37 protein-coding genes are annotated in these 23573 nt (G+C 69.9%); all 37 read left to right on the top strand.

The annotated features are described in order from the left end of the window. The first annotated feature begins 13 nt into the window (after window positions 1-13). The 37 genes from QA861_RS38305 to QA861_RS38125 all read left to right on the top strand — a co-directional run bounded on the left by QA861_RS38305 (window position 14) and on the right by QA861_RS38125 (window position 23571). Window positions 14-316, top strand: coding sequence for a hypothetical protein (locus QA861_RS38305; RefSeq protein ID WP_334593406.1), 303 nt, complete (start codon window positions 14-16; stop codon window positions 314-316). Between the two features lie 71 nt (window positions 317-387). Next, window positions 388-639, top strand: a complete 252-nt coding sequence (locus tag QA861_RS38300; RefSeq protein WP_334593405.1) for a hypothetical protein — start codon at window positions 388-390, stop codon at window positions 637-639. A gap of 122 nt (window positions 640-761) precedes the next feature. Next, entirely contained in the window at window positions 762-1382 is a 621-nt protein-coding gene (locus QA861_RS38295) for a RuvC family protein (RefSeq protein WP_334593403.1), read from the top strand. Next, window positions 1379-1630 (top strand): hypothetical protein, encoded by a 252-nt coding sequence (locus QA861_RS38290; RefSeq protein ID WP_334593401.1) that lies wholly within the window; start codon window positions 1379-1381, stop codon window positions 1628-1630. Before QA861_RS38295 ends, QA861_RS38290 begins: the two co-directional genes overlap by 4 nt. Then, window positions 1627-2247, top strand: a complete 621-nt coding sequence (locus tag QA861_RS38285; RefSeq protein ID WP_334593399.1) for a hypothetical protein — start codon at window positions 1627-1629, stop codon at window positions 2245-2247. The genes QA861_RS38290 and QA861_RS38285 overlap by 4 nt, the downstream gene beginning before the upstream one ends. 50 nt (window positions 2248-2297) lie before the next feature. Beyond that, complete coding sequence (locus QA861_RS38280) at window positions 2298-2552, top strand: hypothetical protein (RefSeq protein ID WP_334593398.1); 255 nt, start codon at window positions 2298-2300, stop codon at window positions 2550-2552. A gap of 121 nt (window positions 2553-2673) precedes the next feature. Continuing rightward, window positions 2674-3150 (top strand): RNA polymerase sigma factor, encoded by a 477-nt coding sequence (locus QA861_RS38275; RefSeq protein ID WP_334593397.1) that lies wholly within the window; start codon window positions 2674-2676, stop codon window positions 3148-3150. After that, window positions 3147-3491 carry a hypothetical protein gene (locus QA861_RS38270; protein WP_334593396.1) on the top strand — a complete coding sequence of 115 codons (345 nt, stop codon included), beginning with the start codon at window positions 3147-3149 and terminating at the stop codon, window positions 3489-3491. Before QA861_RS38275 ends, QA861_RS38270 begins: the two co-directional genes overlap by 4 nt. Continuing rightward, window positions 3488-3865 carry a DUF6907 domain-containing protein gene (locus tag QA861_RS38265; RefSeq protein WP_334593395.1) on the top strand — a complete coding sequence of 126 codons (378 nt, stop codon included), beginning with the start codon at window positions 3488-3490 and terminating at the stop codon, window positions 3863-3865. Before QA861_RS38270 ends, QA861_RS38265 begins: the two co-directional genes overlap by 4 nt. Next, window positions 3862-4668, top strand: a complete 807-nt coding sequence (locus tag QA861_RS38260; RefSeq protein ID WP_334593394.1) for a DUF2637 domain-containing protein — start codon at window positions 3862-3864, stop codon at window positions 4666-4668. The genes QA861_RS38265 and QA861_RS38260 overlap by 4 nt, the downstream gene beginning before the upstream one ends. Beyond that, a complete protein-coding gene (locus QA861_RS38255; protein ID WP_334593393.1) occupies window positions 4665-4841 on the top strand; it encodes a hypothetical protein in 177 nt (58 codons plus the stop codon). Before QA861_RS38260 ends, QA861_RS38255 begins: the two co-directional genes overlap by 4 nt. Further along, entirely contained in the window at window positions 4838-5167 is a 330-nt protein-coding gene (locus tag QA861_RS38250) for a hypothetical protein (protein WP_334593392.1), read from the top strand. Before QA861_RS38255 ends, QA861_RS38250 begins: the two co-directional genes overlap by 4 nt. A gap of 95 nt (window positions 5168-5262) precedes the next feature. After that, window positions 5263-5481 (top strand): hypothetical protein, encoded by a 219-nt coding sequence (locus QA861_RS38245; RefSeq protein ID WP_334593391.1) that lies wholly within the window; start codon window positions 5263-5265, stop codon window positions 5479-5481. Continuing rightward, complete coding sequence (locus QA861_RS38240; protein WP_334593390.1) at window positions 5474-5617, top strand: hypothetical protein; 144 nt, start codon at window positions 5474-5476, stop codon at window positions 5615-5617. Before QA861_RS38245 ends, QA861_RS38240 begins: the two co-directional genes overlap by 8 nt. Beyond that, window positions 5610-5783 carry a DUF6257 family protein gene (locus QA861_RS38235; RefSeq protein ID WP_334593389.1) on the top strand — a complete coding sequence of 58 codons (174 nt, stop codon included), beginning with the start codon at window positions 5610-5612 and terminating at the stop codon, window positions 5781-5783. The genes QA861_RS38240 and QA861_RS38235 overlap by 8 nt, the downstream gene beginning before the upstream one ends. Window positions 5784-5868: 85 nt before the next feature. Then, window positions 5869-7944, top strand: coding sequence for a P-loop NTPase family protein (locus QA861_RS38230; RefSeq protein WP_334593388.1), 2076 nt, complete (start codon window positions 5869-5871; stop codon window positions 7942-7944). A gap of 182 nt (window positions 7945-8126) precedes the next feature. Further along, window positions 8127-8306 carry a hypothetical protein gene (locus QA861_RS38225; protein WP_334593387.1) on the top strand — a complete coding sequence of 60 codons (180 nt, stop codon included), beginning with the start codon at window positions 8127-8129 and terminating at the stop codon, window positions 8304-8306. A gap of 188 nt (window positions 8307-8494) precedes the next feature. Continuing rightward, window positions 8495-8746, top strand: coding sequence for a hypothetical protein (locus QA861_RS38220; protein WP_334593386.1), 252 nt, complete (start codon window positions 8495-8497; stop codon window positions 8744-8746). A 14-nt stretch (window positions 8747-8760) separates the two neighbouring features. Further along, window positions 8761-9045: an HNH endonuclease gene (locus QA861_RS38215; RefSeq protein ID WP_334593385.1), complete on the top strand. Its 285-nt coding sequence runs from the start codon at window positions 8761-8763 to the stop codon at window positions 9043-9045. Between the two features lie 2 nt (window positions 9046-9047). After that, complete coding sequence (locus QA861_RS38210) at window positions 9048-9191, top strand: hypothetical protein (protein ID WP_334593384.1); 144 nt, start codon at window positions 9048-9050, stop codon at window positions 9189-9191. 6 nt (window positions 9192-9197) lie between these two features. Then, window positions 9198-9635, top strand: coding sequence for an AAA family ATPase (locus QA861_RS38205; protein WP_334593383.1), 438 nt, complete (start codon window positions 9198-9200; stop codon window positions 9633-9635). Window positions 9636-9859: 224 nt separating this feature from the next. Continuing rightward, entirely contained in the window at window positions 9860-10135 is a 276-nt protein-coding gene (locus QA861_RS38200; RefSeq protein WP_334593382.1) for a hypothetical protein, read from the top strand. Beyond that, window positions 10071-11615 carry a terminase large subunit domain-containing protein gene (locus QA861_RS38195; RefSeq protein WP_334593381.1) on the top strand — a complete coding sequence of 515 codons (1545 nt, stop codon included), beginning with the start codon at window positions 10071-10073 and terminating at the stop codon, window positions 11613-11615. Before QA861_RS38200 ends, QA861_RS38195 begins: the two co-directional genes overlap by 65 nt. After that, window positions 11597-11857 carry a hypothetical protein gene (locus QA861_RS38190; RefSeq protein WP_334593379.1) on the top strand — a complete coding sequence of 87 codons (261 nt, stop codon included), beginning with the start codon at window positions 11597-11599 and terminating at the stop codon, window positions 11855-11857. Before QA861_RS38195 ends, QA861_RS38190 begins: the two co-directional genes overlap by 19 nt. Then, a complete protein-coding gene (locus tag QA861_RS38185) occupies window positions 11847-12089 on the top strand; it encodes a hypothetical protein (RefSeq protein WP_334593378.1) in 243 nt (80 codons plus the stop codon). The genes QA861_RS38190 and QA861_RS38185 overlap by 11 nt, the downstream gene beginning before the upstream one ends. Continuing rightward, window positions 12086-13414 (top strand): phage portal protein, encoded by a 1329-nt coding sequence (locus QA861_RS38180; protein WP_334593376.1) that lies wholly within the window; start codon window positions 12086-12088, stop codon window positions 13412-13414. The genes QA861_RS38185 and QA861_RS38180 overlap by 4 nt, the downstream gene beginning before the upstream one ends. Next, window positions 13414-14226 (top strand): HK97 family phage prohead protease, encoded by an 813-nt coding sequence (locus tag QA861_RS38175; protein ID WP_334593374.1) that lies wholly within the window; start codon window positions 13414-13416, stop codon window positions 14224-14226. The genes QA861_RS38180 and QA861_RS38175 overlap by 1 nt, the downstream gene beginning before the upstream one ends. Beyond that, the gene (locus QA861_RS38170; RefSeq protein WP_334593373.1) at window positions 14223-15683 is read left to right on the top strand and encodes a phage major capsid protein; all 1461 of its coding nucleotides are present in this window, start codon (window positions 14223-14225) and stop codon (window positions 15681-15683) included. The genes QA861_RS38175 and QA861_RS38170 overlap by 4 nt, the downstream gene beginning before the upstream one ends. 70 nt (window positions 15684-15753) lie before the next feature. Next, window positions 15754-16029, top strand: a complete 276-nt coding sequence (locus QA861_RS38165) for a hypothetical protein (RefSeq protein WP_334593372.1) — start codon at window positions 15754-15756, stop codon at window positions 16027-16029. Further along, window positions 16026-16448 carry a hypothetical protein gene (locus QA861_RS38160; RefSeq protein ID WP_334593371.1) on the top strand — a complete coding sequence of 141 codons (423 nt, stop codon included), beginning with the start codon at window positions 16026-16028 and terminating at the stop codon, window positions 16446-16448. The genes QA861_RS38165 and QA861_RS38160 overlap by 4 nt, the downstream gene beginning before the upstream one ends. A 10-nt stretch (window positions 16449-16458) precedes the next feature. After that, window positions 16459-17022: a head-tail connector protein gene (locus QA861_RS38155; RefSeq protein WP_334593370.1), complete on the top strand. Its 564-nt coding sequence runs from the start codon at window positions 16459-16461 to the stop codon at window positions 17020-17022. Further along, window positions 17022-17486, top strand: a complete 465-nt coding sequence (locus QA861_RS38150; protein WP_334593369.1) for a hypothetical protein — start codon at window positions 17022-17024, stop codon at window positions 17484-17486. Before QA861_RS38155 ends, QA861_RS38150 begins: the two co-directional genes overlap by 1 nt. 26 nt (window positions 17487-17512) lie before the next feature. Then, on the top strand, window positions 17513-17728 hold the full coding sequence (locus tag QA861_RS38145; RefSeq protein WP_334593367.1) for a hypothetical protein: 216 nt from the start codon (window positions 17513-17515) through the stop codon (window positions 17726-17728). 3 nt (window positions 17729-17731) lie between these two features. Continuing rightward, window positions 17732-18718: a phage tail tube protein gene (locus QA861_RS38140; RefSeq protein WP_334593366.1), complete on the top strand. Its 987-nt coding sequence runs from the start codon at window positions 17732-17734 to the stop codon at window positions 18716-18718. 19 nt (window positions 18719-18737) lie between these two features. After that, window positions 18738-19253, top strand: coding sequence for a hypothetical protein (locus QA861_RS38135; RefSeq protein WP_334593365.1), 516 nt, complete (start codon window positions 18738-18740; stop codon window positions 19251-19253). A 9-nt stretch (window positions 19254-19262) separates the two neighbouring features. After that, complete coding sequence (locus QA861_RS38130) at window positions 19263-19829, top strand: hypothetical protein (RefSeq protein WP_334593363.1); 567 nt, start codon at window positions 19263-19265, stop codon at window positions 19827-19829. A 76-nt stretch (window positions 19830-19905) separates the two neighbouring features. Continuing rightward, entirely contained in the window at window positions 19906-23571 is a 3666-nt protein-coding gene (locus tag QA861_RS38125; protein ID WP_334593362.1) for a hypothetical protein, read from the top strand. Window positions 23572-23573 lie beyond the last annotated feature (2 nt).

Here is a 23573-nt window from a genome sequence, read left to right as displayed (position 1 = left end):
CAAGGAGAACCTGATGAACCTGTCCAAGCACTGCGACCTTGAGATCAACGGCCAGCACTGCAACCTGCCCGCCACCGTGCTCGGCCTGTCCGCCAGCGCCCCGGAGATGTGGGCGAGCGGAAGCGCCAGCGTCGCCTCGTTCTGCAGCGCCGAGCACGCCGAGCTGGAGCCGCGCCCCACCCGAGAGCAGGCAGAGAACGGCTGGGCGGACGTGGCCGACGCAAGTGGTGGCGAGCAGTACATCGCCGCCGACGCCGCTGACGCCTGGACGCGCCTGCTGTCCGCCTGCCCGGCGCCCGTGCCGCTGACCACCTGACCCGCCCGCACCACGGACGGAACTGCGGCCGAGTCCGACTCGGCCGCAAACGACACCACCAAGGAGAACCAGTGACCGACCTCGACCGCGACCAACTCGCTCAGGACACCGCCGAGTACATCGTCAACAAGCTGATCCCCGACACGGCACGGTTCCATGGCCTGCCCGAAGTGACCATCCACTACGCCGACGACAGGCGGCCCCCGACCACCGTCGAAGGTGTCAAGGCCCACCTGCTCTCCGGCGGCTGCTGGTTCTCGTGGATGGACGACCGCGTCATCGCGGCCATGAACACGCTGCACGGAGAACCGATCAACGTCTGACCCGCAGGCGAACGGCCGGCCCGCGGGACTCGGGCCGGCCGCCCCCAGAGGTTAACCACCCAGCTCACAGACCTGGACCTCCATAACGGAGGTCCAGGTCCCCCACCCCGAAGGAGCCCGCTATGCCGAACGAGACCAGCCGTGGCGATACGGCCACGGTTGCGGTGGAGTCCGGCTCCCCCGCAAAGGGGCAGCGGATCGTGCGTACCCCTGCCGGACCCCGGGTGATCGGCCTGGACGTCAGCCTCACCTGTACGGGGGTGGCGGGCGAGGGCTGGACCGACGTCATCCGCCCCCGGGCCGGCGTACGCGGGCACCCCCGACTCGCGCTCATCCTCGACCAGGTCGCCGACCACATCCGCGGCGCCGACCTGGTGGTGATCGAGGGCCCGTCGTTCGGCGGCGGCGTCGCCCACCGGCACGAAGATCTCGCCGGACTCCGGGTCATGGTCCGGCACGCCTGCTGGCGCCGAGGCATCCCCTACGCGGTCGTACCACCGTCCTGCCGGGCCCTGTACGCCACCGGGAAGGGCTCCGGCTCCAAGGGCGCCGTACGCGACGCCGTACAGGCCCGCTACGGCGTCGACTGCGACGGGCCCGGCCGCTACGACCAGGCCGACGCGTACACCCTGCTCGCGATGGGCCTGCATCACCTGGGCTGGCCGCTCGCCGTCGTTCCCGACACCCACCGCCGAGGCCTCGACGGAAGCCTGTGGCCCACCTTGGAAGGACTCGCAGCGTGACCGACCACGAACTGCAACTGCTCACCGTCGGCTTCAGCACGGGCGCGTACTTCATGCTGCTCGTCCAGGCCGGCTTCGGGCTCCTCGACGACCGCCGCGACCGCAAGGCAGCCCGCGCCGCCCAGGCCCAGCTCGACGCGGCGCGCGAGCGGGCAAACGGGACACGGACAAACGGGACGTCGACTATGGCAGATCTGCCATCGACGCTTCCCGCAGATCTGCGGGAGTTCGGCGAGGCCCACCGATGACCGCGTGCGAGGTGTGCGAGCAGGACGCGGCTGGCCGGTATCTGTGCGAGCGGCACACCATCAAGCTGGCGAAGACCCTCCAGGAGTTGCCCGTCCTGTACACGGAGGTCGCCGAGTGCCTCGTACCGCGCAACTCCGGGTGGGGCGAGATCGTCTCCACCCGGGGCGCGGCCGGGCCGCGGTCCCCGGTCGACGAGGACGTCCTCGACACGGTGAACATGGTCCGCGCCGGGGAGGTGGTGCACCTGTGGCGGGTGGACGTGCAGCGGGTGCGCTGGCCCCGGCATGGGGCGCCGGCGGCGGCCGGGCTGGCTGCGGACTGCCGTTGGCTGGGCATGGAGATGGAGTGGCTGGTGGAGCACTATCCGGCGGCCGGCGACCTCTTCCGGGAGGTGGGTGATCTGGAGCGGTCTGCGCGCTCGATCGTCGGAGATCCCGTGCCGCGTCCGCAGCGGCTCGGTACGTGCATCGCGGTCGACGACAAGGGCGCCGTCTGTGGCGCTGCGATCTCGCGCCTGCCGGGGCAGACCCGGCTGACGTGCAAGTGGTGCCAGTGCTCGTACGGGCCGCCGGACTGGGCGCTGCTCGCGTACTACCAGCCGAAGGCGTCGGCGTGAGTGGCGTGTCGGTGTTGCCTAGGACAGCCTGTCCTAGTAGAGTGACTGTCGTGCCAACAACCAATTGGCGCGAGCGCGTTGCTGCCGAATCCCGGCGACAGCGCGAGTTGCAAGCGGAGATCGCAACAAGCGCCCGGAGGCGAGCGGAAGCGTTCGAGGAAGGCGTCTTGGAACTCGGCAGCAAGTCGGCTGTCGCCCGAGAAATCGGGATCGACGTCCGCGCAGTACGAAGAGCGATCAACGAATACGGAACGGCGACTGCACCGCCGCCCGATTCCACAACTGCAGATCAACAGAAAAAGTAGACCCCCCGGCTATAGGCGACTGCACCGCCGAGCCGAGGGGTGACTACCCCGGATTCCGGAGGCGCGTCAACGCCGACCGGAGCCCTGACCGAACCCTTGATCAAGCAAGGAGAACGGCTCCATGGATCGTCTCACGCCCGCGGCATCGTCCGCGATCAGCCCGACGCAGCAGCTCAACGCACAGTTCACCGAGGTCTACCGCACCTTCCAGCCCGCCATCACCCGCCTCGTCACCCGCGAAGTCCGCGGCGGCAACCACGCCCTCGCCGAAGACCTCACCGCCGACGCCTTCTACCGGGCCTGGCTTGACCTCCACAAATGCCGCGCCACCACCGACCGGCAGATGTACGCATGGCTCGCCACCATCGCCCGCAACACCGTCGGCGCCCACTACCGGACCCGCAAGAACGTGGCCGAGACCCCCGTCGACACCGGCACCTGGCAGTACGCCAACCGCGACATGGAGTCGGGTGCCGGCTACTACACCCCCGCCGCCACCGGGTTCCGCACCGTCAGCATCAACCCCCGCCCCGGCGACAGCGACCCGGACATGGACGAGGCCCTCCGCCGCGCCCGCCAGAGCGGGGGCGCCCGATGAGCGAGAACCTCGTCCACCTCGCCGAGCTGCACCGCCTCTGCGACGTGGACTACGCCAAGGGGCAGCAGGAACGCGCAGCCGCGCTCCACACCCCCGAGTCGAGTGACCTCGCCGTCGCCATCCGCGTCGGCCAGCGCATGCTCACCGCCTACGGCGACAGCAGCCGTGACGGCTTCTCCTACCCGGAGGCATACGGCGCCCAGCGCGAGGCCCTCCGCCTGCTGCTGCGCGCCCACGGCGCCGAGCCCGTCGACGAGGACGAGGACGCCCGCCGCTTCGTCGCCAGGCACTTCCCCGAGGTCACCGCCTTCCTCGCCGACGAGCGCGGTGAGCGCCCGTGAGTACCGAGCCGCGCATCGTCACGCTGCCCACCGTCGACTACGGCGACGTCACCGTCACCTGTCCGGCCTGGTGCATCGGCCACCCCAACCACAAGGCCGACGACTACCGCGCCGACATCCTCCACCAGGGCCCGGACGTCACCCTCGCCTTCCACGGCCACGACATCGGCGACGCCGCCCTCGTCCAGTCCCCGTTCTCCACCGCCGAGATCCCCGAACTGTGCAGCAGCACCCCCGGCGTGTCCATCAGCCTCATCGGCCGCACCCTCGACCCCGTAGCCCTGTACGACCTCGCCGCCACACTCGACCGGCACGCCGACCAGCTGCGCGACCTCGCCGACCAGCTGCTCGTCATCCTCGGCGGTGGCCAGTGAAGCGCCACAACGCCCGAGACGGCCTCGCCGTCGGCGCCGCCGTCGTGACCGTCCTGCTCACCGCCGCCGCATTCTGGCTGTCCTACGAACACCTCCACGACATCGCCGGCGGCAACGGACTCGACGGCGCCCGCGCCTGGGCATGGCCCGCCACCGTCGACCTGTTCATCATCGCCGGAGAACTCCTCATGCTCCGGGCCTCTCTCGCCCGACAAGGCATGGACTGGTGGGCCGTCACTCTGGCCGCGTTCGGATCCCTCGGCTCCATCGCGCTCAACGTGTTCGGCGTCGGCGACGGCGCACAGCCCATGGAGTACGTCGTGGCCGCCGTACCCCCCTCGGCCGCCCTCGTCGCGTTCGGCGCCCTCATGCGGCAACTCCACGAGCGCCTCGCCCAGGACACCGAGGACGCACCCCAGGACGCCCAGGACGCCGACGCGTCCCCGACCGTCCTGAGCGTCCCGGCCATCACCGAGGTGGTCCCGCCGGGCATCCGGCTGCTGCCGATGACGGCCCGCCCGGTACCCACCGTGACTCTCGAACGCGAGGACGCCCAGGACGCGGGCAGGACGCCCGAACTCCCACCCGGGACAGACCAGGACGCCGAGGACGCCGACGACGGACCACCGCCCGAGCCGCCCCTCATGACGTCCGCTCAGGTCGCCCTCATGTACGGCATCGACCCGTCCACCGTCCGCAGCTGGGTCGCCGTAGGACGCCTCACCGTCCACAGCAAGGACGCCCGAGGACGCAACCTGTTCCACCCGGACGCACTCCCCGCTCGCCAGGGGGTGCCCGCATGACCCGCGTCCTGTTCGGTGCCGTCCTCGGTCTCCTCGTCGCCTACCCGCCGCTGCTCGCCCTCGTCCTGGCCGCCGCCGTCGCGACCGTCTCGCAGCCCGCCGTCCTCGCGTTCGCCGCCGGCGTCCTGCTCTGGCCGCACCTCGCCCGCCGCATCCGGGGGTGGGCCCGATGAGCGAACCCGTACAGCGGCAGCAGATCGGCTACGACCTCGCCGGTAACCCCATGTACGCCGCTCCGGCATTCAGGGGATCCCCTGAAAACCCGTCCGTCGCCCAACAGGCGACGGCACCGCTCCAGCCGATCAAGGTGCACCCGTGGGGCGCGTACCTGGCAGCCGGCTGCCTCGGCCTGCTCGCCCTCACCGTGGTCGTCGTCCTGGTCGCGTTCCTGGTGTTCGGGTTCGCGATCCTCGCGGCCGTCCTCGCTGTGGTCGTCGTCGCCCTCGTGATCTGCCTGCTCATCCTGCGCGACGTCTGGCGCAGCAGCCGCAAGGGCTGACGGTCTCTCCGTCCTCCGTCAACCACCTCCGTAAGGGAGGCGGTTGCGGGGGCGCGGTGAGGCCGGACAACCCGGCCCGCAACCAGGAGGAACCCGTGGACGACCTGACCCGAACCCTGGCACTGACCGAGGCCCGCAACGCGGCGGCCAAGGCCAAGCGCCTCGCCGAGCACGCCGAGAGCGCCGCCCACAGCACCAGCCGCCAGAGCGACGTCAAGATCTTCGCCGCCGCCGGAACCACGTGGGCCGACGTGGCCCGCTCGTACGCCGCCATCGCCGCCGCCCTGCCCGAGACGGAGACGACCAATGGCTGACACCACCTTCACCGACCGCATGTTCCTCGCATCGGAGGCCGTCTACGCGGCCATCGAGCGAGGCGAGGTGCAGGACGTCCAGGCCTCACTGATCGAGGCGCAGATCAACGCATCCGAGGAGACCGACCGTGGCTGACCCGAAGCTCACCTTCGGCGACAAGCTCGCCATCGCCCGCCTGGAGATCCGCGGCGCCCGCCGCGCCATCGCCAACATCCAGGAGCAGCCCGACATCGACCGCGGTATCGAGCGCATCAAGGAGCGTGCCCGCAAGCGCGAGGAACGAGCCAACCGCAAGAAGTAGATCCACCCCGGGGACGGCGTCCTGCCGCCAAGCCGTCGCCGTCCCTGGGCCCCGGACCGCCCAACGAACGACCGGAGAACACAGCATGACCGTCGCCCTCATCAAGACGCCACCGGACGCCCCCGCCGACACCCAGGACGCCCCCACAATCCCCGCGTCCTCCACGCGTCCCGAACGGCGCCGCGCCCGCTACCTCCGCATCGCCAAAGCAGCCCTCGCCGACGAACGCGTCCGCACCACAGGACGCCTGATCGTCCGGCACGGCTCCTACGTCCTCGGCGGAACCCGCGTCGTCACCCGCCGCACCTGGGAAGGCCGGACAGCGTCCCGGTACGAGCGCATGATCCGCGCCGCCGAAGCCGCCGGCCTCCTCGAAGAGGTCAAGGAATGGGAGGCCCGCGGCCACCAATTCCGCGCCGCCCGCCACCGCAGGCGCATGGACATGCTGCAACTCGCTCTCAACGCACCCAAGGCCATCGCCTCCGCCACCGTCGGAACAGGCGGCGTCCTGCTCATGCTCGGCGTCCTCCTCGCCTGGGCCAACCACGACATCACCGACGTCCTCGCCCCCCTCGAAGCCGTCATCGAACTCGTGCGCTGGGCCGCGCTCATCGCAGGCATCGTCTGGGGGCCCGCGCTCACCGCAACACCATGGATCGCCCTCGCCGCCGTCTGGGCCATCGGCCAGCAGCGCCACACCGCCCCCCAGTGGGCGCTCCCCGTACAAGTCCGCGACGTCGGCGGCCCCATCACCCCGTCCGTCGTCGTCACCGCGTTCCGCGACCTGGGCATCTCCGCCCTGCGCAAGTCCATCGAAGCCATGGGCGACGTCGGCGCCGCCATGCTCTCCCCGATCGTCATCGCAGGCTGCGGCGTCGAACTCGACGTCACCCTGCCCACCGGCGTCTCCACCGAGGAGATCCAGCAGCGGCGCAAGAAGCTCGCGGAGAACCTCAACCGGCACGAGCACGAAGTGTTCATCAACATCCCCGAAGCGGCCCGCACCGTCCGCCTGTGGATCGCCGACTCCGGCGCCCTCGACGAGCCCATCGGCCCGTCCCCGCTGGTCACCGACCCCGACGTCCGCGCCGAGTACAAGACCGGACGCGCCCCCTGGGGCCAGTCGCTGCGCGGTGACGCCGTCGCCCTCAGCGTCTACCAGCGCCACATGCTCATCACAGGCCTGTCCAACCAGGGCAAGACCGCCTCTCTGCGCGCCATCGCCCTCTGGCTGGCCTTCGACCCGACCGTCGAGTTCTGGATCGGCGACCTGAAGGGCATCGGCGACTGGCGCATGTTCATGGGCCTCGCCGCCGTACTCATCGAGGGCCCCACCGACGAACACGCATGCGCCGTCACCGAGATGGTCGAGGCCGCGGTCAAGGAGATGGAGACCCGCCTCCAGGCCCCGGCCGGCACCGTCCATGACCCGCTCGTCGTCATCGTCGACGAGGCGCAGGTCGCGTTCATGAACCCGCTCAAGGACGACAACAAGCTGCCCTACGGCGGGAAGAAGGCCACCAGCAGGTACTTCATGGCCTGCCGACGCCTCCACAACCAGGGCCGCGCCGTCAACGTCACCCTGTGGCAGGGCACCCAGGACCCCACCGACGAGAACCTTCCCAAGCTGGTGCGCGAGGGCGCCCACACCCGCGCCTCCCTCGTCGTCGGCACCGAGTCGCAGGCCAAGATGGCGCTCGGCGACAAGGCCGTCGACGGCGGCGCCGCACCCCACCTGCTCCGCCAGGGCCTCGACAAGGGAACCGTCGTCGTCGCCTCCGACGGCATCCAGATCCCCGCCGGCGAAGCCTCCATCACCGTCCGCACCCACTTCATCGACACCGACCCCGCCAAGGAGATCGCCGAGCGCGCCAAGCAACTGCGCAACGGCGTGGCCACCGTCCACCGCCTGGAGGCCGTCCAGGACGTCGACCCCCTCGCCGACATCCTCGCCGCCCTCGGGAAGACGCCCCGCATGCGCACCCAGGACGTCCTCCACGGGCTCCGCACCCGCAACGAGGCGTACTACGGAGAGTGGAAGTACGGCGACCTCAAGGAGTTCCTGGAAGGCTTCGGCGCCGAGCCGCACAAGAGCGAAGGCGTCATGGTCGTCGACCGCAAGAAGGTCATCGACGCCATCGCCGACCGCGACGCGGCATAGAGGGAGCCGCGAGGGCCCGGGGAGTTCTCCCCGAACAACTCCCCGGCCACCCAAACCCGCTATGACCAGGGGGAACAGGGTGTTCAGGGAGGCAGGGAGGCCGGTTGCAGGGGTCAGCCCAACCCCCGCAGGCGGCCTCTCCGGAGCCCCCACAACCTCCCTCCCTGGCGCATCATGGGGCCATGCAGCAGCCCGTCCTCGTCGACCCCTACGCCGCCCACGCAGCCACCGGCATACAGCCCGGCACCATCCGCGTCTGGCTCCACCGCGGCAAGCTCACCCACCACGGCCACGACCACGCAGGCCGCGCCCTCATCGACCTGCACGAACTCCAAGCCCGCCTAACGGCCAACGCAGCTTGACCCATTAACCAGCAGGCTGTAACACTTCAAGGGCGTCCGGCATGCCCAGACGCCACATACGCACGACGAGCCCCCAGCCAATCCCCCCGGCTGGGGGCTCCGTCGTGTCACAGGACAGCCACAGCGGCCACACCCGCCCCCCAGGGCGCGCATGATGCCCCTCAGCATCGAGCGTCCTTGGGGGGACCATGAGCGACTACAGAGACATCCAGACCGCCGTGCGCGTCGAGAAACTCCGCATCTGGTTCGCCTGGATCTGCGGCACCATCATCCTGACCATCATCGCCATGGCCACCCGCACCGTGCCCGTCCTCAGCGTCATCACCCAGGTGCTCCTCGTCGCCGGCTTCCTCGCCCTCACCGTCGCCCTCTTCCGCATGACCGGCGCCCTCAACCGGAAGGCCGCAGCAGCCCGCAAGGACGTCCTCGGCGACCTGTAGTCCCAGGGGGCGCGATGGCCGGTATCCGCAACGGGCGCCCCTACCGCCGGCTCGTCGCCGCACAGAAGCGCCTCGGTGAACCCTGCTGGATCTGCGGCCACAACATCCCCACCAACGTCGACGGCCGCACCCACCCGCTCGCCTTCACCCTCGACCACCTCGTCCCGCTCAGCCGAGGCGGCAACCTCACCGACCCCGCCAACGCCCGCTCAGCACACCGACGGTGCAACAGCAGCCGCGGCAACCGCACCACCGTGCGGCCCAAGGCGGCACCACAGCGAGCCTCACGGAGGTGGTGACCATGTCGAGCACATCCGACGCCAGCTCCCGGGCTGTGACTCGCTGGCTGGAGCAGAAGCTCAAGGAGTCGATGCTGCGCAGCCTCAGGGATCTGACCGCTCAGCTCCGGGCTGAGCAGGAGAAGCGCGGCCTGCCTGGGAGGTGACGCCCCGTGCTGTACGTCGTCACGGGCCCGCCGGCCTCAGGCAAGTCGTCGTGGATCGACGCGCACGCCACCGCGCGAGACATCGTCATCGACCTCGACCGCATCACCCGCGCACTCACCGGTCCCGGCGCACCCACCTGGAACCAGGACCCGATCCACCTACGCGTCGCCCACCGCGCCCGCTACGCAGCCATCGACGAAGCCATCACGGTGCGCGACAAGGTCGATGTCTACCTGATCCACACGATGCCCAGCGCCAAGGCCCGCGCGAAGTACAAGCGCCTCGACGCCCGCGTCATCACCGTCGACCCGGGCCGCGACATCGTCATGCAACGCATCGAAGCCATGCGCGACCCCGACATGAAGAGGGTCGCCACCCGCTGGTACAACTCCCGGCCCACCCGGTCACGAGGAGCGATGCCGCAGGCGTCACGGGCCTGGTGACCGAGTCCTCGCACCCTCACGGGAGGGGGGCCATGGGCTGACGGGGAGCCCTTCCCGGGCGACCCAAACGCCCTTCTCGCCCGATTTTTTGCGCGGCCGTTTTGAAAGACCAATTCGCGCGAACTCGGTTCGAGTGTTTTAGCAGCGTCACCCCGCGTGACGTGACGCTGTGTTAGCTCTGCTATTTCCGCGAACTCGGTTCGAGTGAATTAGTGGAGGTGCTCGTGGACGTCGCCGAGAGCATCGCGACGGAGCTTGACGATCTTCATGCCGACGAGTCGTCGCCCGGCATGGCCGCTGTCGCCCGCGCGCTCGCCAAGGCGATCGACGAGACCGATGCGCCGACCGCGAAGGCGGTCCTCGCCGACAAGCTGCGGCCGATCATGTCCGACCTCCGCAAGCTCGCCCCCGTCGAGACGAAGGGGGACGTCGTCGATGACATTGCTGAGCGACGAGCGAAGCGCCGCGCCGGCGCCGACCATCAATCCGCGAGCGGCTGACGGCCCCTTGTACGGCTGGCAGGAGCCTCCGATCCAGGCGGCGACCCCGTCGGTGTCCAGCGCAGGCCAGGAAGCGGTCGACCTTGCGGCCAGGGCGGGGCTGGAGCTGGACCCGTGGCAGCAGTACGTGCTGCGGGTCGGCATGGGCGAGAAGCCGGACGGCAGTTGGTCGGCTGACGAGGTCTGCGTCAACATCCCGCGCCAGAACGGCAAGGGCGCGATCATCGAAGCGCGGGTGCTGTGGGGCCTGTTCATTGGTGGCGAGCAGGGGATCCTGGTCTCCGCCCACGAGTTCAAGACCGCGATGAACACGATGAAGCGCATCGAGCGCCTCATCCGTGGGTGCCCTGACCTGCATAAACGCGTCAAGGCGTACCACAAGACCGTTGGGCGTGAAGGGGTAGAGCTGCACGACGGCCGCGAGGTGCGGTACGTCGCTCGCTCGCGCGGTTCGGGCCGAGGTTTCACGGCGGACTGCGTCATCTTCGACGAGTGCATGATCCTCGGCGACGACGCGATGTCCGCGCTGGCGCCGACCACGGACGCGGTGGCGAACAGCCAGCTGTGGTACCTGGGCAGCGCGGGTATCGGGGGGCCGTCTCAGCAGATGGGTCGTCTCCGTAGGAGGGCCCTGGCTGCCCTGCAGAGCGGAGTACCGGATCCGGTGCTGGCCTATCTGGAGTGGTCGATCGATCCGCACGTGGACGAGTGCCCGGCGGACTGTGACCAGCACGACGACATCGCCTCCGTGGAAGCACTGCTCAAGTCCAACCCTGCCGTCGGCTACCGGCTCCAGGTCGAGAAGAGCATGCATCGGCGCCTGACCATGGGCGACTTCCTGTACGCGCGGGAGAGGCTCGGCGTGGGCGAGTACCCGTCCGACACGGCGGACACGTGGCAGGTCATCGGTGAGGAGGCGTGGCGGGCCCTGGCGGCCTCGGATTCACGTCCCTCGGACCCGGTGTCGTTCTCCATCGACATGACGCCCGAGCGGTCGCACGCGGCGATCTGCGTGGCGGGCTACTGGCGCGGCGGCGTCCACGTCGAGGTGGTCGAGCACCGTCCCGGCACGGGGTGGATCGTCGAGCGCGCCAAGGAGCTGCACGCGAAGTGGAAGCCGCGCTGCTGGGTCGTCGACGAAGGCGGCCCCGCCGGGTCGCTGATCCCCGATCTGGAGGACGAGGAGAACGGGCTGGGCATCACGGTGGTGAAGCCGAAGACCCGTCAGGTCGCGCAGGCGTGCGGCCAGTTCTACGACGCGGTCACGGAGCAGGCCCTGTCCCATCTCGACGAGGCGCCGCTCGCGTCGGCTCTGGCGGGCGCACAGACGCGTCCGCTGGGCGAGGCGTGGGCGTGGGCGAGGCGCGGCGTGAACGTCGACATCAGCCCGCTCATGGCAGCGACGTTCGCCAAGTGGGGGCTGAGCGCCGAGATCGAGGAGAAGGCGGAGGAAGCACTGCCGTGGGCGATCTACGACTGAAGCGCACACGGAAGGCCGCCTCCACGGTGTGGGCGCGGCTGGGGCGTGTGCGGAAGGTGACGGCCCTGTCCTGGTCCCGGCTCGGCTACGCGGGCGGCTGTCTGACGACAGCCGCAGGCGTCGCAGTCGAGTTCGGGACGGGCTGGGCCCTGATGGCGGGCGGCGTCGTGGCCGCGGCCTCGTTCCTGCTGCTGGTCGACGTGGACAAGAGCGACAGCACAGGAGGCGGCCGTGGACGGTGAGCTGACGATGCGCAGGGTTCCGGGCGGGATCGAGGTCCTGCACGCCCCGCGCATCACAAGCATCTCGCTGGAGGTGATCGCGCAGGCCTGCGAACACGCCCTGCAGGTGCACGGCGACCGGATCACCATCGCCGGGCAGGTCGACTACCAGGTGACCGCCTGGCAGGCCTCGCCGCCCGGCGTGACGGTCGTACTGATGGAGGACCGTCGCGAGGGGGCGAAGCCGACGTGAACCTCTTGCAGCGCGCGTTTAGGCGCTTCGACCTGGCCTCGGCGCTCGATGATGCGTCCTGGTCGACGGGCGGCAACACCTACTTCGGTATGGGACGCCCCTCGGGTGGTGAGGAGCGTTCCTCGGCGTGGGACTTCGAGGCCGCGGTCCGGTACGCGTACAAGCGCAACGGGCCGGTCTTCGCGCTGATGCTGGTGCGTCAGCTGGTGTTCTCCGAGGCCCGCTTCCAGTTCCGGCAGATCCGTAACGGCCGGCCGGGGGAACTGTTCGGTACGGCCGCGCTGGCGCCGCTGGAGGCGCCGTGGACGGGCGGGACGACGGGCAAGCTGCTGTCCCGGTTCATCCAGGACGGCGACCTCAACGGCAACGGCTTCGTCACCAACTACAACCCGGGCCGCCTCAAGCGGCTGCGCCCGGACTGGGTCATCATCGTGACCGCGTCGGAGGAGGAGCCGCACCTCGCCGGGGACGCCATCGACGGCGACCTGATCGGCTACGGGTACGCGCCTCAGGGCAGTTGGGCCAACCCGGTGTTCCTGCTGCCCGAGCAGGTCGCGCACTTCGCCCCGATCCCCGATCCGGAGTTCCACTTCCGCGGTATGTCGTGGCTGACCCCGGTGGTCCGCGAGATCACCGCCGACAGTGCGGCGACCACGCACAAGCTGAAGTTCTTCGAGAACGGGGCCACCCCGCAGCTGGTCGTCTCCTACGACAAGGAGATCACCCCGGAGAACTTCGCGAAGTTCAAGGCGGCCATGGACGCCGCGCACGTCGGCGTCGACAAGGCGTACAGCACGCTGTACCTGGGCGGCGGCGCCGATGTGACGGTGGCGGGCAAGGATCTGCACCAGCTGGACTTCAAGGTCACTCAGGGTGCCGGGGAATCGCGGCTCGCGGCGGCGGCCGGGGTGCCGCCGTCCATCGTCGGCTTCTCCGAGGGTCTGGCAGGGTCCTCCCTGAACGCGGGCAACTACACGGCCGCGCGGCGCCGGTTCGCGGACGCCACGATGCGCCCGCTGTGGCGGGAGGCCGCGGGCGCCCTGTCCACCCTGATCGACGTCCCCGCTGGCGCGGAGCTCTGGTACGACGAGCGGGATGTGGCGTTCCTGCGCGAGGACAGCAAGGACGCCGCTGACATCCAGGGCGTGAAGTCCCGGACGATCCGCCAGCTCCTCGACTCCGGGTTCGAGCCCAACTCCGTCGTCGCGGCCGTCGAGGCCGATGACTTCGCCCTGTTGAAGCACACCGGCCTGTACTCCGTGCAGTTGCAGAAGCCCGGCTCTCTCCCGTCCCAGACCGCCCCACAGCCCACGCAGGAGCCGTGATGGAAGCATTCACTCGCAGCTTCCCGCTGGAGGACATCCGTGTCCGCGCCGGCGGGGACGGCCGCACAGTCGAGGCCTACGCCGCGGTGTTCGACACCCCGTCGGAGATCCACGACCAGGACGGCCACTACAACGAGGTCATCGACCGCCGCGCGTTCGAGCGGACCCTGAGCCAGCTGGCGCCGGCGGGCAGCCGCACCAACTGGCGTGTGGGCGTGCTCTACAACCACGGGCGGACCCTGTTCGGTACGCCGTCGGAGCGCGGGGCGATGCCGATCGGGGCGCCGGTGGAGATCAAGGCCGACAGTCGCGGTCTGCTCACGGTGACCCGCTACAACCGCACCGAGCTGGCCGATGAGGTCTTGGAGAACATCCGCGAGGGCTCCATCACCGCGCAGTCGTTCAGCGGCGGGTTCCTGCGCTCCGACCCCGGCCGGCCACCCCGTGGCGGCTGGCGGGCGGATGCGGGCGGGAAGCTGCGCACCGTGCGGCGCCAGGAAGTCGCGCTGCGGGAGTACGGGCCCACCCCGTTCCCCGCCTACCCGGATGCCGCCGTGGTGGGCGTCCGCGCCGAGCAGGCCGCGCGCCTGCTCGCGGACCTTCCCCCCGACGAGCGTGAACGGCTCGTCGACATGCTTCGGACCGGCACCCCGCTGGACTCGCCTTCTGGCGAGCCTCCCGCGGGCCCGCCGGCCAACGGCGACCCCAACCCGGGCCCCGCCGCCGAGGACCCGCCCCAAGGGCACTCCGCTCGGCAGAAGATCGCATGGGCCAAGACCCGTGCCGAGATCATGGCCAGGAGGGCCCAGTGACCACCACCAAGAAGGCGAAGAAGTCCCTCAAGCTCAAGGAGTCGCTTGAGGCGATCCGCACGGAGCTGCTGGAGCTGGAAGAGGTCGAGGAGCCGACCGACGACCAGGCGTCCCGGGCGACCGAACTCCTCGGAGAGTTCGACACCGCGCAGGAGGCCTACACCGAGCAGCTCGCTCACGAGGAGCGGGTGGAGGCCGTCCGCGCGGCAGCCCTCGTCCCGGGCGGGCAGGAGCGCACCCCTGGCGAAGCCCCGGAGTTCCTGCGTCACCGCGGCAACCCCTACCAGGACCTCGACCGCGTCCGCGGTGCGAACGTCCACGACCGCAACGTCGTCGGCGACCTGCGTACCCGCGCCCTGTACGCGGTGGAGCTGGCGGGCGAGCTGATGTCCGAGGACCAGCAGGAGCGAGCCGAGAAGCTCGTTCGTGCGGACCGTCGCGGCCGGATGTCGCAGCACCTGCTGCTCACCGGCTCGGACGACTACATGCGCGCGTTCGAGGCGCTGCTCGCCAACGGCGGCAACCCGGCGCTGCTGGAGGACGACGAGCAGGTCGCGTACAAGATGGCCGAGGCGCACCGCCGGGCGATGACCCTGACGGATTCGGCGGGCGGCTTCCTGGTGCCGTTCACTCTCGACCCGACGATCATCCTGACGAACTCGGGATCGGCGAACCCGTTCCGGCAGGTCGCGACGACCAAGACCATCACGACCGACACCTGGAACGGCGTGTCCAGCGCCGGGGTGACGGCCGAGTGGCTCGCGGAGTCCGGGCAGGCGGCCGACGCGTCCCCGACGTTCGCGCAGCCGTCGATCACGCCGAAGAAGGCGGCAGCCTGGGTACAGGGCAGCTTCGAGGTCCTGTCGGACTCCGGGTTCGGTACCGAGGTCGGCCCGCTCCTGGCGGACGCCAAGGACCGCCTGGAGGCGACCGCGTTCGCCACCGGCAACGGCACCACCCAGCCCAAGGGCGTCATCACGGCCGTCTCTGCGGTGGGCGGCTCCGTGGTTGCGTCGGCGACGGCCGACACCTACGCGGTGGCTGACGTGTACGCCGTCGAGCAGGCCCTCCCCCCGCGCTACCGGCTGACGGGGTCGCCGTCGTGGATGGCGAACAAGGCGATCATCAACAAGACCCGCCAGTTCGACACCGCCGGCGGCTCCAGCTTCTGGGCGAACCTCGGTATGGGCCAGCCGGAGCAGCTGCTCGGCGCGCCGATCTACGAGGCGTCTGCGATGGACGGCGTCATCAACGCTGGCGCGGAGAACTACTCGCTGCTGCTGGGCGACTTCCGCAACTTCTACATCGTCGACCGGGTCGGCATGACGATGGTTTACGAGCCGCTGGTCAAGGGCGCGAACGGGCGTCCGACCGGTGAGGCGGGCTGGTTCGCCTACTGGCGGGTCGGCTCGGACGTGGTCAACGCCGACGCGTTCCGGCTCCTGGACATCACCTGATCCCCACCCACCCTGACGGGCACGGACCGGCTCCCCGCCGTCCGTGCCCGTCCTTGTTCCAGGAGCTGCGATGTTTCGCGCGAAGGACACGTTCTGGGCGCCGGACAACCGGCGCATCGTCAAGGGCGACCTGGTCGCCCCGCACGACCCCGTTCTCGAAGGCCGCGAGGGACTCTTCGAGGAGGTCGTCATCCCCATCGCCGTCGCCCCCGCCGGGAAGCCGCCTGCGGCGAAGACCCTGGCCAAGAAGGCTGCCGCGAGCAAGCCCGCCGTCTCGAAGGACACCGGTACCGCCACGCAGGACCCGGCGGACGAGAAGCAGGCCGACGGGGGTGACGAGGCATGAAGCGCAGCGTCTACAACCACGTCCGGGCCAAGGCGACCCTGGCCATCGCCACCCGCAACGCCACCGCCAACGGCACCGCGGTGGACCGTCAGCTGTCCGGGGCGTCCGGCACCAACGAGTGGTTCGCCTCGGCAACACTCCTTGTCCACACCGGGACCGTCACCGACGGAACGCACGCCATCACCCTGGAAGTGTCCGACGACAATTCCAACTGGACGGCAGCCGCGAGCGGCGACGTCCAAGGCACTCTGCCCAGCATCGCCGCCGCGAACGACGACGCCCTCTACGAGGTCGGCTACACCGGCACCAGCCGGTACCTGCGTGCGGTAACCACGGTCACGCCGGGCGCCACCGGCGGCATCTACGGTGCGTCGATCCTGCTGGGCTTCCCCAACGTCCTGCCCGTCTCCCGCACCTGAGGGGACGGTCATGGCACTGCTGACACTGGCCGAAGCCAAGGCCCAGCTGGACATCACCACGACCACGGACGACGTCGAGCTGCAGGTGTACGTCGACGGCGTCACGGCCGCCATCGAAGCCCACGTGGGCCCGGTGGAGAACCGGGCGGTGACCGAGACCCACGACATCCCCGCCTGCGGGGCGCGGGTCCTGGTCCTTCGCGAGACTCCCGCGGTCTCACTCACGAGTGTCGTCGCGGTCCTGGCCAACGGGGCGGGCTACAACGTGGCGGACCTGGACCTCGACGGGCCCACCGGGATCGTCCGCCGCCTGGACGGCGGACGGCTGTACGGCCCGCTTCGCTTCGTCTATCAGGCGGGCCGCGGCACGGTCCCGGCCACCCTGAACCTGGCGGGCCGCATCATGGTCCAGCACCTGTGGCGCACCCAGTACGGGGCGTCCCGGGCCGGGGCCGGGATCGGCGGCGGGGACGACTTCTCTGTGAGCGAGCCCGTCGCGGGCTGGGGGTATGCGATCCCCAACCGGGTGCTGCAGCTGCTGGAGCCGTACAAGCGGGCCCCGGCGGTGCTGTGATGGCGACCTCCCGTGTCCCGGCGGCAGTGGCCGCCCTGCTGGTCATCCTGCGTGCGGCGCCCGCCCTGGCCGGTGTACGCATCATCGACGGCCCGGAACCCACGAACCTCACTGTGAAAGACATGATCTTCGTGGGGTGGTCACCCGGCGCGGAGGCAGCGGTGGGGCTGACGCAGAACTTCAACGCGGCCGGCGCACGTACCCGCGACGAGGACTTCCAGATCTCGTGTTACGCCGAGTCCCGGTCGGGCGACAAGGACATGTCCCTGCGCCGCACCCGGGTGTTCGAACTGGTCGCCGTGGTCGAGGAGGCGCTGCGCGCGACCGACGCCGCGCCGACGGCTCCGACGCTGAACGGCACGGTGCTGTGGGCGCACCTGACGGCCGGAAACCTGCAGCAGGCCCAGAGCGAGGGCACCGTCGCGGGTCTCGCGTTCACGGTGTCCTGCCGGGCCCGTATCTGATCCAACCCCTGTGAAGGAGTACTGCCATGGCGCGTGTGCGCTACCTGGGCCCGGAACCGGTGGCCGTGCCCGAACTCGGCCCGGACCGGGTCGTCCAGCCGGACGAGGTCGTCGAGGTGCCCGACGCACGGTTCGAGGGCTACGTCTGCCAGAGCGCGAACTGGGAGCCCGTGGAAGAGCCCGGTGTGAAGGCCGCGGCGAAGAAGACGGTCGCGGCCAAGCCGCAGAAGGAAGAGGGCTGATCCATGGCAATCGGATCCGGTCTCGGCGGCCAGATCGGCTGGGCCACCGAAAGCAGCTACGGCACGTTCGTCGCGCCGACCACGTTCCCCGAGTTCACGAAGGAATCGCTGGTCGAGAAGAAGACCACCGCAACCAGTTCCGGTGTCGCGGCGGGGCGGCTGCTGCCGCTGTCCACCCGGCGTGTGGTCACCCAGCGGGAGGCCGCGGGGAACATCGAGCTGGAGGTCCCCAACAAGGCGTTCGGGATCGTCCTGCAGGCGCTGATGGGGACCACGGTCACCCCGGTGCAGCAGGGCGTGACCACCGCCTATCTGCAGACCCACACCCTCGCCGATGTCGCGGGCAAGAGTTTGACGATCCAAAAAGGTGTGCCCTTGACGACGGGCACCGTCACCGACAAGAGCTTCGTCGGCTGCAAGATCATCAGTGCGGAGTTCTCCGTCGAGGTCGGCGGCATGCTGATGTGCACGCTGGAGATCGACGGCAAGGCGTGCGACGAGACGCAGACCCTGGCCGTCGCCTCGTACCCGACCAAGAGCCCGTTCCACTTCGGCCAGCTCGCGGTGAAGAGCGGCTCGTTCGGCACGGAGGCGGCACTCGACGGTATCCGCAAGGTGTCCGTGAAGATCGAGCGTCCGCAGGACGTGGGCCGCTTCTACGCCGGACAGGCGGGGCTGAAGAAGGAACCCATCACCAACGACCTGGTCAAGATCAGCGGGTCGCTGGAGACCGACCACGTGGCGACCACGCTCGACGACCTGCACACCTCCGACGCGGCGACGTCTCTGGTCGTCGAGTGCATCGGACCGATCATCGCGTCCACGTACGCGGAGACGTTCCGCATCACCCTGCCCGCCATCAAGCTCGACGACGCGCCCCCGTCGATCGAGGGCTTCGAAGTGATCAAGCCGACGTTCAACTTCACCGGCTTCTTCGACGGCACCAACCAGCCGAAGATCGAGTACATCAGCACGGACGTCACCCTCTGATCGGTGGAGGTGAGACGCCGTGGTGCAGGACATTCGGATCCTCGGCACCGGCCAGCTCATCGAGCTGCAGCGCAGACTGCGGGCGGCCGGCCACGAGAACATCCGCGCCTCGATGCAGCGGCGGGCGAGGCGGGCCGCCGAGCCTCTGCGTGACGAACTGCAGTCCACAATCCGCGGCCTGAACATCAGCTCGGAGGGGCGCAAGGCGGGCAAGCGTGGCGGCCCCTCCCCGACCACCCGACCCTTCCGCGCGAGCATCGCCGCTGCTGTACGAATCAGCGTCCGCACCACCGGTACGCCCGGCGCGCGTGTCTGGCTGGACAAGTCACTGCTGCCGCCGGACATCCCCGTCGGCGCCGTGAACCAGCTGAACGATCTGGGCCGTCTGCGTCACCCGGTGTTCGGCAACAAGAAGCGCTGGTCTCAGCAGACCACTTCCCGGGGCTTCTGGGAGAAGACCGTGCGCGCCCACCAGGACCGCATCACTCGTGAGATGGAGCGCGTCGTGGACGACGTGCGCCGCAAGCTGGAATAGGAGCCAGAGTTGATCATCATCTATACCCCTGAGGGCGGCGAGCCCGAGCGGTACGACGCCCGCAGCCTGCGGGTGTCCGAGGCGTCGATCGTGCAGCGCACCGTCGGTATGAAGTGGGCCGAGGTCAAAGAGGGCCTCAGCGATGAGGACCAGGACGCGATGCGAGGCGTCGTGTGGGTCCTGAAGAAGCGGAGTAACCCGTCGTTGCGGTTCGGGGAGTTCGACCCCGGGATCGAGGAGATGGTCACCCGGCTGGACACACGGGAGGCCGCCGACTACATCGACGGCGCGTTCCGGCTCGTCGGCACCGAGCCGGAGATGACGCGCGAATCGGTCGCGCACGCGCTGCGCGAGATGCCGCAGGCGGCCGACGACCCCGAGCACGCCGAGCGGCTGATCGCCGAACTGGCGAAGGACCCAAAAGACCAGGAGGACCAGGAGGTGCCGGGCGAGGAGGAGGACGGCGAGCCGAGCGAGCCGCCGAGCCCGAGCCCGACATCGACGTCGCCCGAGACCAGTACCTCGGACTCCTCGCCCACCTCTGCCACATCCCCGCCCCCGTCGTCGACGACCTGACCGCCGTCGACTTCTACAGCTACATCGCCTGGATCGACGTACACCAGGCCCAGCAGGCAGAGGGTGGTGAGCAGTAGTGGACTTCATCCTCACCGGCCGCGACCGGCTGTCCCGGGTGCTGGACCGGGCGGGCGACGCGAGCGACCGGCTCGGGCGACGCCTGCTGACGATGTCCATCAACGGTGACGCGGCCGTCCGCCGGTTCACCAACAACTCGACCCGGAACCTCGCCCGACTTGAGCGGGACTCCGACGCCGGCAGCAAGGCGCTCGGCGAGCTCAAGAAGGCGACGCTGCTGCTCGCCCCGGCCGCGATCCCGGCCGCCGCGTCGCTGGCACCGATCGCCGCCGGCGCCGGGGCGGTCGCCGTCGCCCTCGGGGTGATGGGTGCCGCGCTGGGCCCGCAGATCTCCAAGCTGGGGGACGCGGCCGAGGCGCAGAAAAAGTGGAAGGACGCGGTCGACAAGTCGGGGGCGTCCTCCGCGGAGGCGGTCGCCGCGCAGCAGGAGTACCTGCGCCTGATGGCGAAGATGCCGCCCGAGACGCGCCGCGCGGCGGTCGCCGTGGCCGGCCTGAAGGACGAGTACCAGGGCTGGTCCGATTCGCTGGCCAAGGACACGATGGCGCCGTTCATCAAGGGCGTCGCCATCGCCAACTCCATGTTGCCCAAGACCCGTGGGCTGGTGAAGGGCACGGCCGCTGAGACCGACCGGTTCATGACCATCCTCGGCGGCGAGATGGCCAGCCCCGGCCTCGACCGCCTCAACTCCAAGTTCACCCGGTTCGCGACCGGCGCCCTGGCCAAGGCGAACGACGGGCTGATCCGCCTGCTGCGCACCTCGGACTCTGGGCAGGTCGGCGGGAACGTCACCAAGTTCATGACCTGGGCGTCCGCCCAGGGGCCCCGGGTCGCAGGCGTCCTGTCGAGCGTGGGCACCGCGCTCATCAACGTGCTGCAGGCGGGATCCGACGTTGGCGTTGGACTCCTCGATGTGGTCGGGGTTCTGGCGCACCTCGTGTCGGCGGTGCCGCCGTCGGCGATCTCCGCATTCCTGCAGCTGGCGTTGGCCCTGAAAGTCGTGAAGGCGGCGGCGCTCGGCATGGCTGCGGCACGGACTGCTCTGGCCGGGTTCGCGATCCAGCTTGTTGCGATGCAGACCGCCGCTGCGGCGGCGCCTGGCCGACTGGCTGCGGTGACCGCCTCGATCGGTGCGCTGTCCCGTGGCGCGAAGATCGCGCTGGCGGGCACAGGCATTGGGCTGCTCGTCCTCGCTCTGAGCTCACTGTCGGCCATGGGCGAGCAGGCGCCGCCGGACGTGGACCGGCTGACGACCAGCCTGGGCAAGCTGGCACAGACCGGCAAGGTGGGCGGCGAGGCTGCACGGGCGTACGGCAAGGACCTCGGCGGTCTCGCCGACTCGCTTCGCGTGCTGGCCCGTCCGAGCAATGCGGAGGGCATCCAGCAGACTCTGACCTCGCTGATCGGCATGGACTCCACGCCGGTGAAGAAGGCGAAGGAAGACCTCGACGGGGTCGACAAGGCGCTCGCCGGACTGGTGCAGGGCGGCAAGGCGGACCTCGCCAAGCAGGCGTTCGACCGGGTCGCCGCGTCCATGCGCAAACAGGGCATGACCACCGCCGAACTCCGCGCGGAGCTCGGCGACTACAAGGCGGCGCTCGCCGACCAGGCGTTCGAGGCGCAGCTCGCCGCCCAGGCGCAGGGACTGTTCGGTGCGCAGGCGCAGAAGACGCAGGCGGCGCTCGCCGCGCAGAAGGCGTCTGCGGACGGGCTGCGGCAGAGCATCGTCGCGCTCAACGATGTGAACCGCCAGGGCCTGTCGGGGATGATCGGGTTCGAGGCGTCCATCGACGCGGCGGCGAAGGCGGCCAAGGAGAACGCCGGCGTCCTCGACATGCACGGCGGGAAGCTGGACCTGGCCGGTGAGAAGTCGCGGGCGGCGGCGACCGCGCTCAACGACTTGGCCGCGAAAACGGATGAGGCGACCGCGTCGGCGCGGGAGTCCGGTGCGTCGTGGGCGACCGTCAACGGCATCTACACCAAAGGCCGCACGAAGCTGATCGAGGCCGCACAGGCGATGGGCCTGACCAAGGCCGAAGCGCAGTCGCTCGCGAACCAGATCCTCAAGACCCCCGACAAGACGGCCAAACTCAAGGGCAACCTGGAGGACCTGGACGCCAAGCTCAAGGCGGCCAAGGGCAAGCTGGCCTCGGTACCCGACTCGCGTAGGGCGAAGGTCCGGGCGGAGATCTCGGACCTCGAAGCGAAGATCCGCAGGGCCCGCGCCGAGCTCGACAACGTGGACGGCAAGACGGCCACCACCTACGTCGTCACGAAGTTCACGTCGGTCCAGTCGGGCAGCAAGGTCCCGGTCGCGAAGCGGGACTACGCGACCGGCGGCCCGATCGGATTCCCCGGCGGCGGCCCGATCAAGGGCCCAGGTACGGGCACCTCGGACAGCATCCCCATCAACGCCTCCAACGGCGAGTACATGATCAACGCCCGGTCGACGGCGAAGTACCGGTCGCTGATCGAGGCCATCAACGCCGACAAGCTCGGCGACGGCCAGGGTGTGGGCGGCGCCGGGGCAGCGGTCGCGCAGGGCCTCGCCGGCGGGATGACCGGCTCATCCGGCCTGGTGCTGGCCGGGGCCCGACAGATGGCGGCAGCGGTCACGGCGGGGATCCGTGAGGAACTGGAGATCCGGTCGCCGTCGAAGAAGACCACGGCGCTCGCGAAAGACGCCGGCCGGGGCCTGATCGTGGGACTGACAAGTTCCCGCGACAAGATCCGCTCGACGGCGGCCGACCTGGCGAAGGACATCAGGGCAGCTTTCTCCGGGCGCAAAGAGTCCGGTCTCATCAAGATGGTCACCGCGCAGACGAACCGGCTGCTGTCTCTCGCAGCCCGGCGGGACAAGATCGCTGCGAAAATCGCAGAGGCCAAGGCCTACGCGGGCAACGTGATGGGCAACGCCCGCAGCGGCGCCCAGCTCGGGAGTCTCGGGCTGAACGTCGTGACCGGCGGCACCATCAAGAAGGCCATGGGCGACAAGCTGTCGAAGATCCGGCGGTTCACGGCGTACATCAAGAAGTTGGCCGCCCGGGGCCTGAACAAGACGCTGCTGCGGCAGGTCCTCGACATGGGCCCCGAGGAGGGCTACACCTACGCGGCGGCCCTCGCCGAAGCGGACAAGGCCACCCTGACGTCGATCAACAAGACCCAGTACGGGCTGGACACCGCCACGCGGAGTCTGGGTGAGATAGGGGCGGACCGCCTGTATGACGCGGGCAAGAACGCCAGCAAGGGCTTCCTGAAGGGGCTGGAGTCCCAGCAGGCGGACCTTGAGCGGGTGATGCAGAAGATCGCCCTCGCGATGCAGAAGGCACTCCGTAAGGCCCTCGGCATCGCGAGCCCCGCGAAGAAGATGATCCCGGACGGCATCAACACCGCGCGGGGTGTGGCGGTCGGTGTGCTGCAGGGACTGCCGCACGTGGACAGTGCGATGCGGGCGGTCGCCGGGCGGATGACCGGGCGGGCGGCTGCGATGCGTCCCGTCGCCGGTCGTCCGGCCGTCGCCGCCAGCGGCGGGGCGGGGCCGGTGCAGATCCATATCCACGTCGACGGCACGGTGCTGGATCCGGTCGCGGTCGGCCGGCAGATCCAGACAGTGCTGCTGGAGTTCAAGCGCGCCCGAGGCGGCGCCGACCTCGGACTGGCGTAGGG

Source organism: Streptomyces sp. B21-083, assembly GCF_036898825.1.
GTDB lineage: Bacteria > Actinomycetota > Actinomycetes > Streptomycetales > Streptomycetaceae > Streptomyces.
Note: the sequence above shows the minus strand (reverse complement) of the source record. Positions and strands in the feature narration are given on the sequence as shown.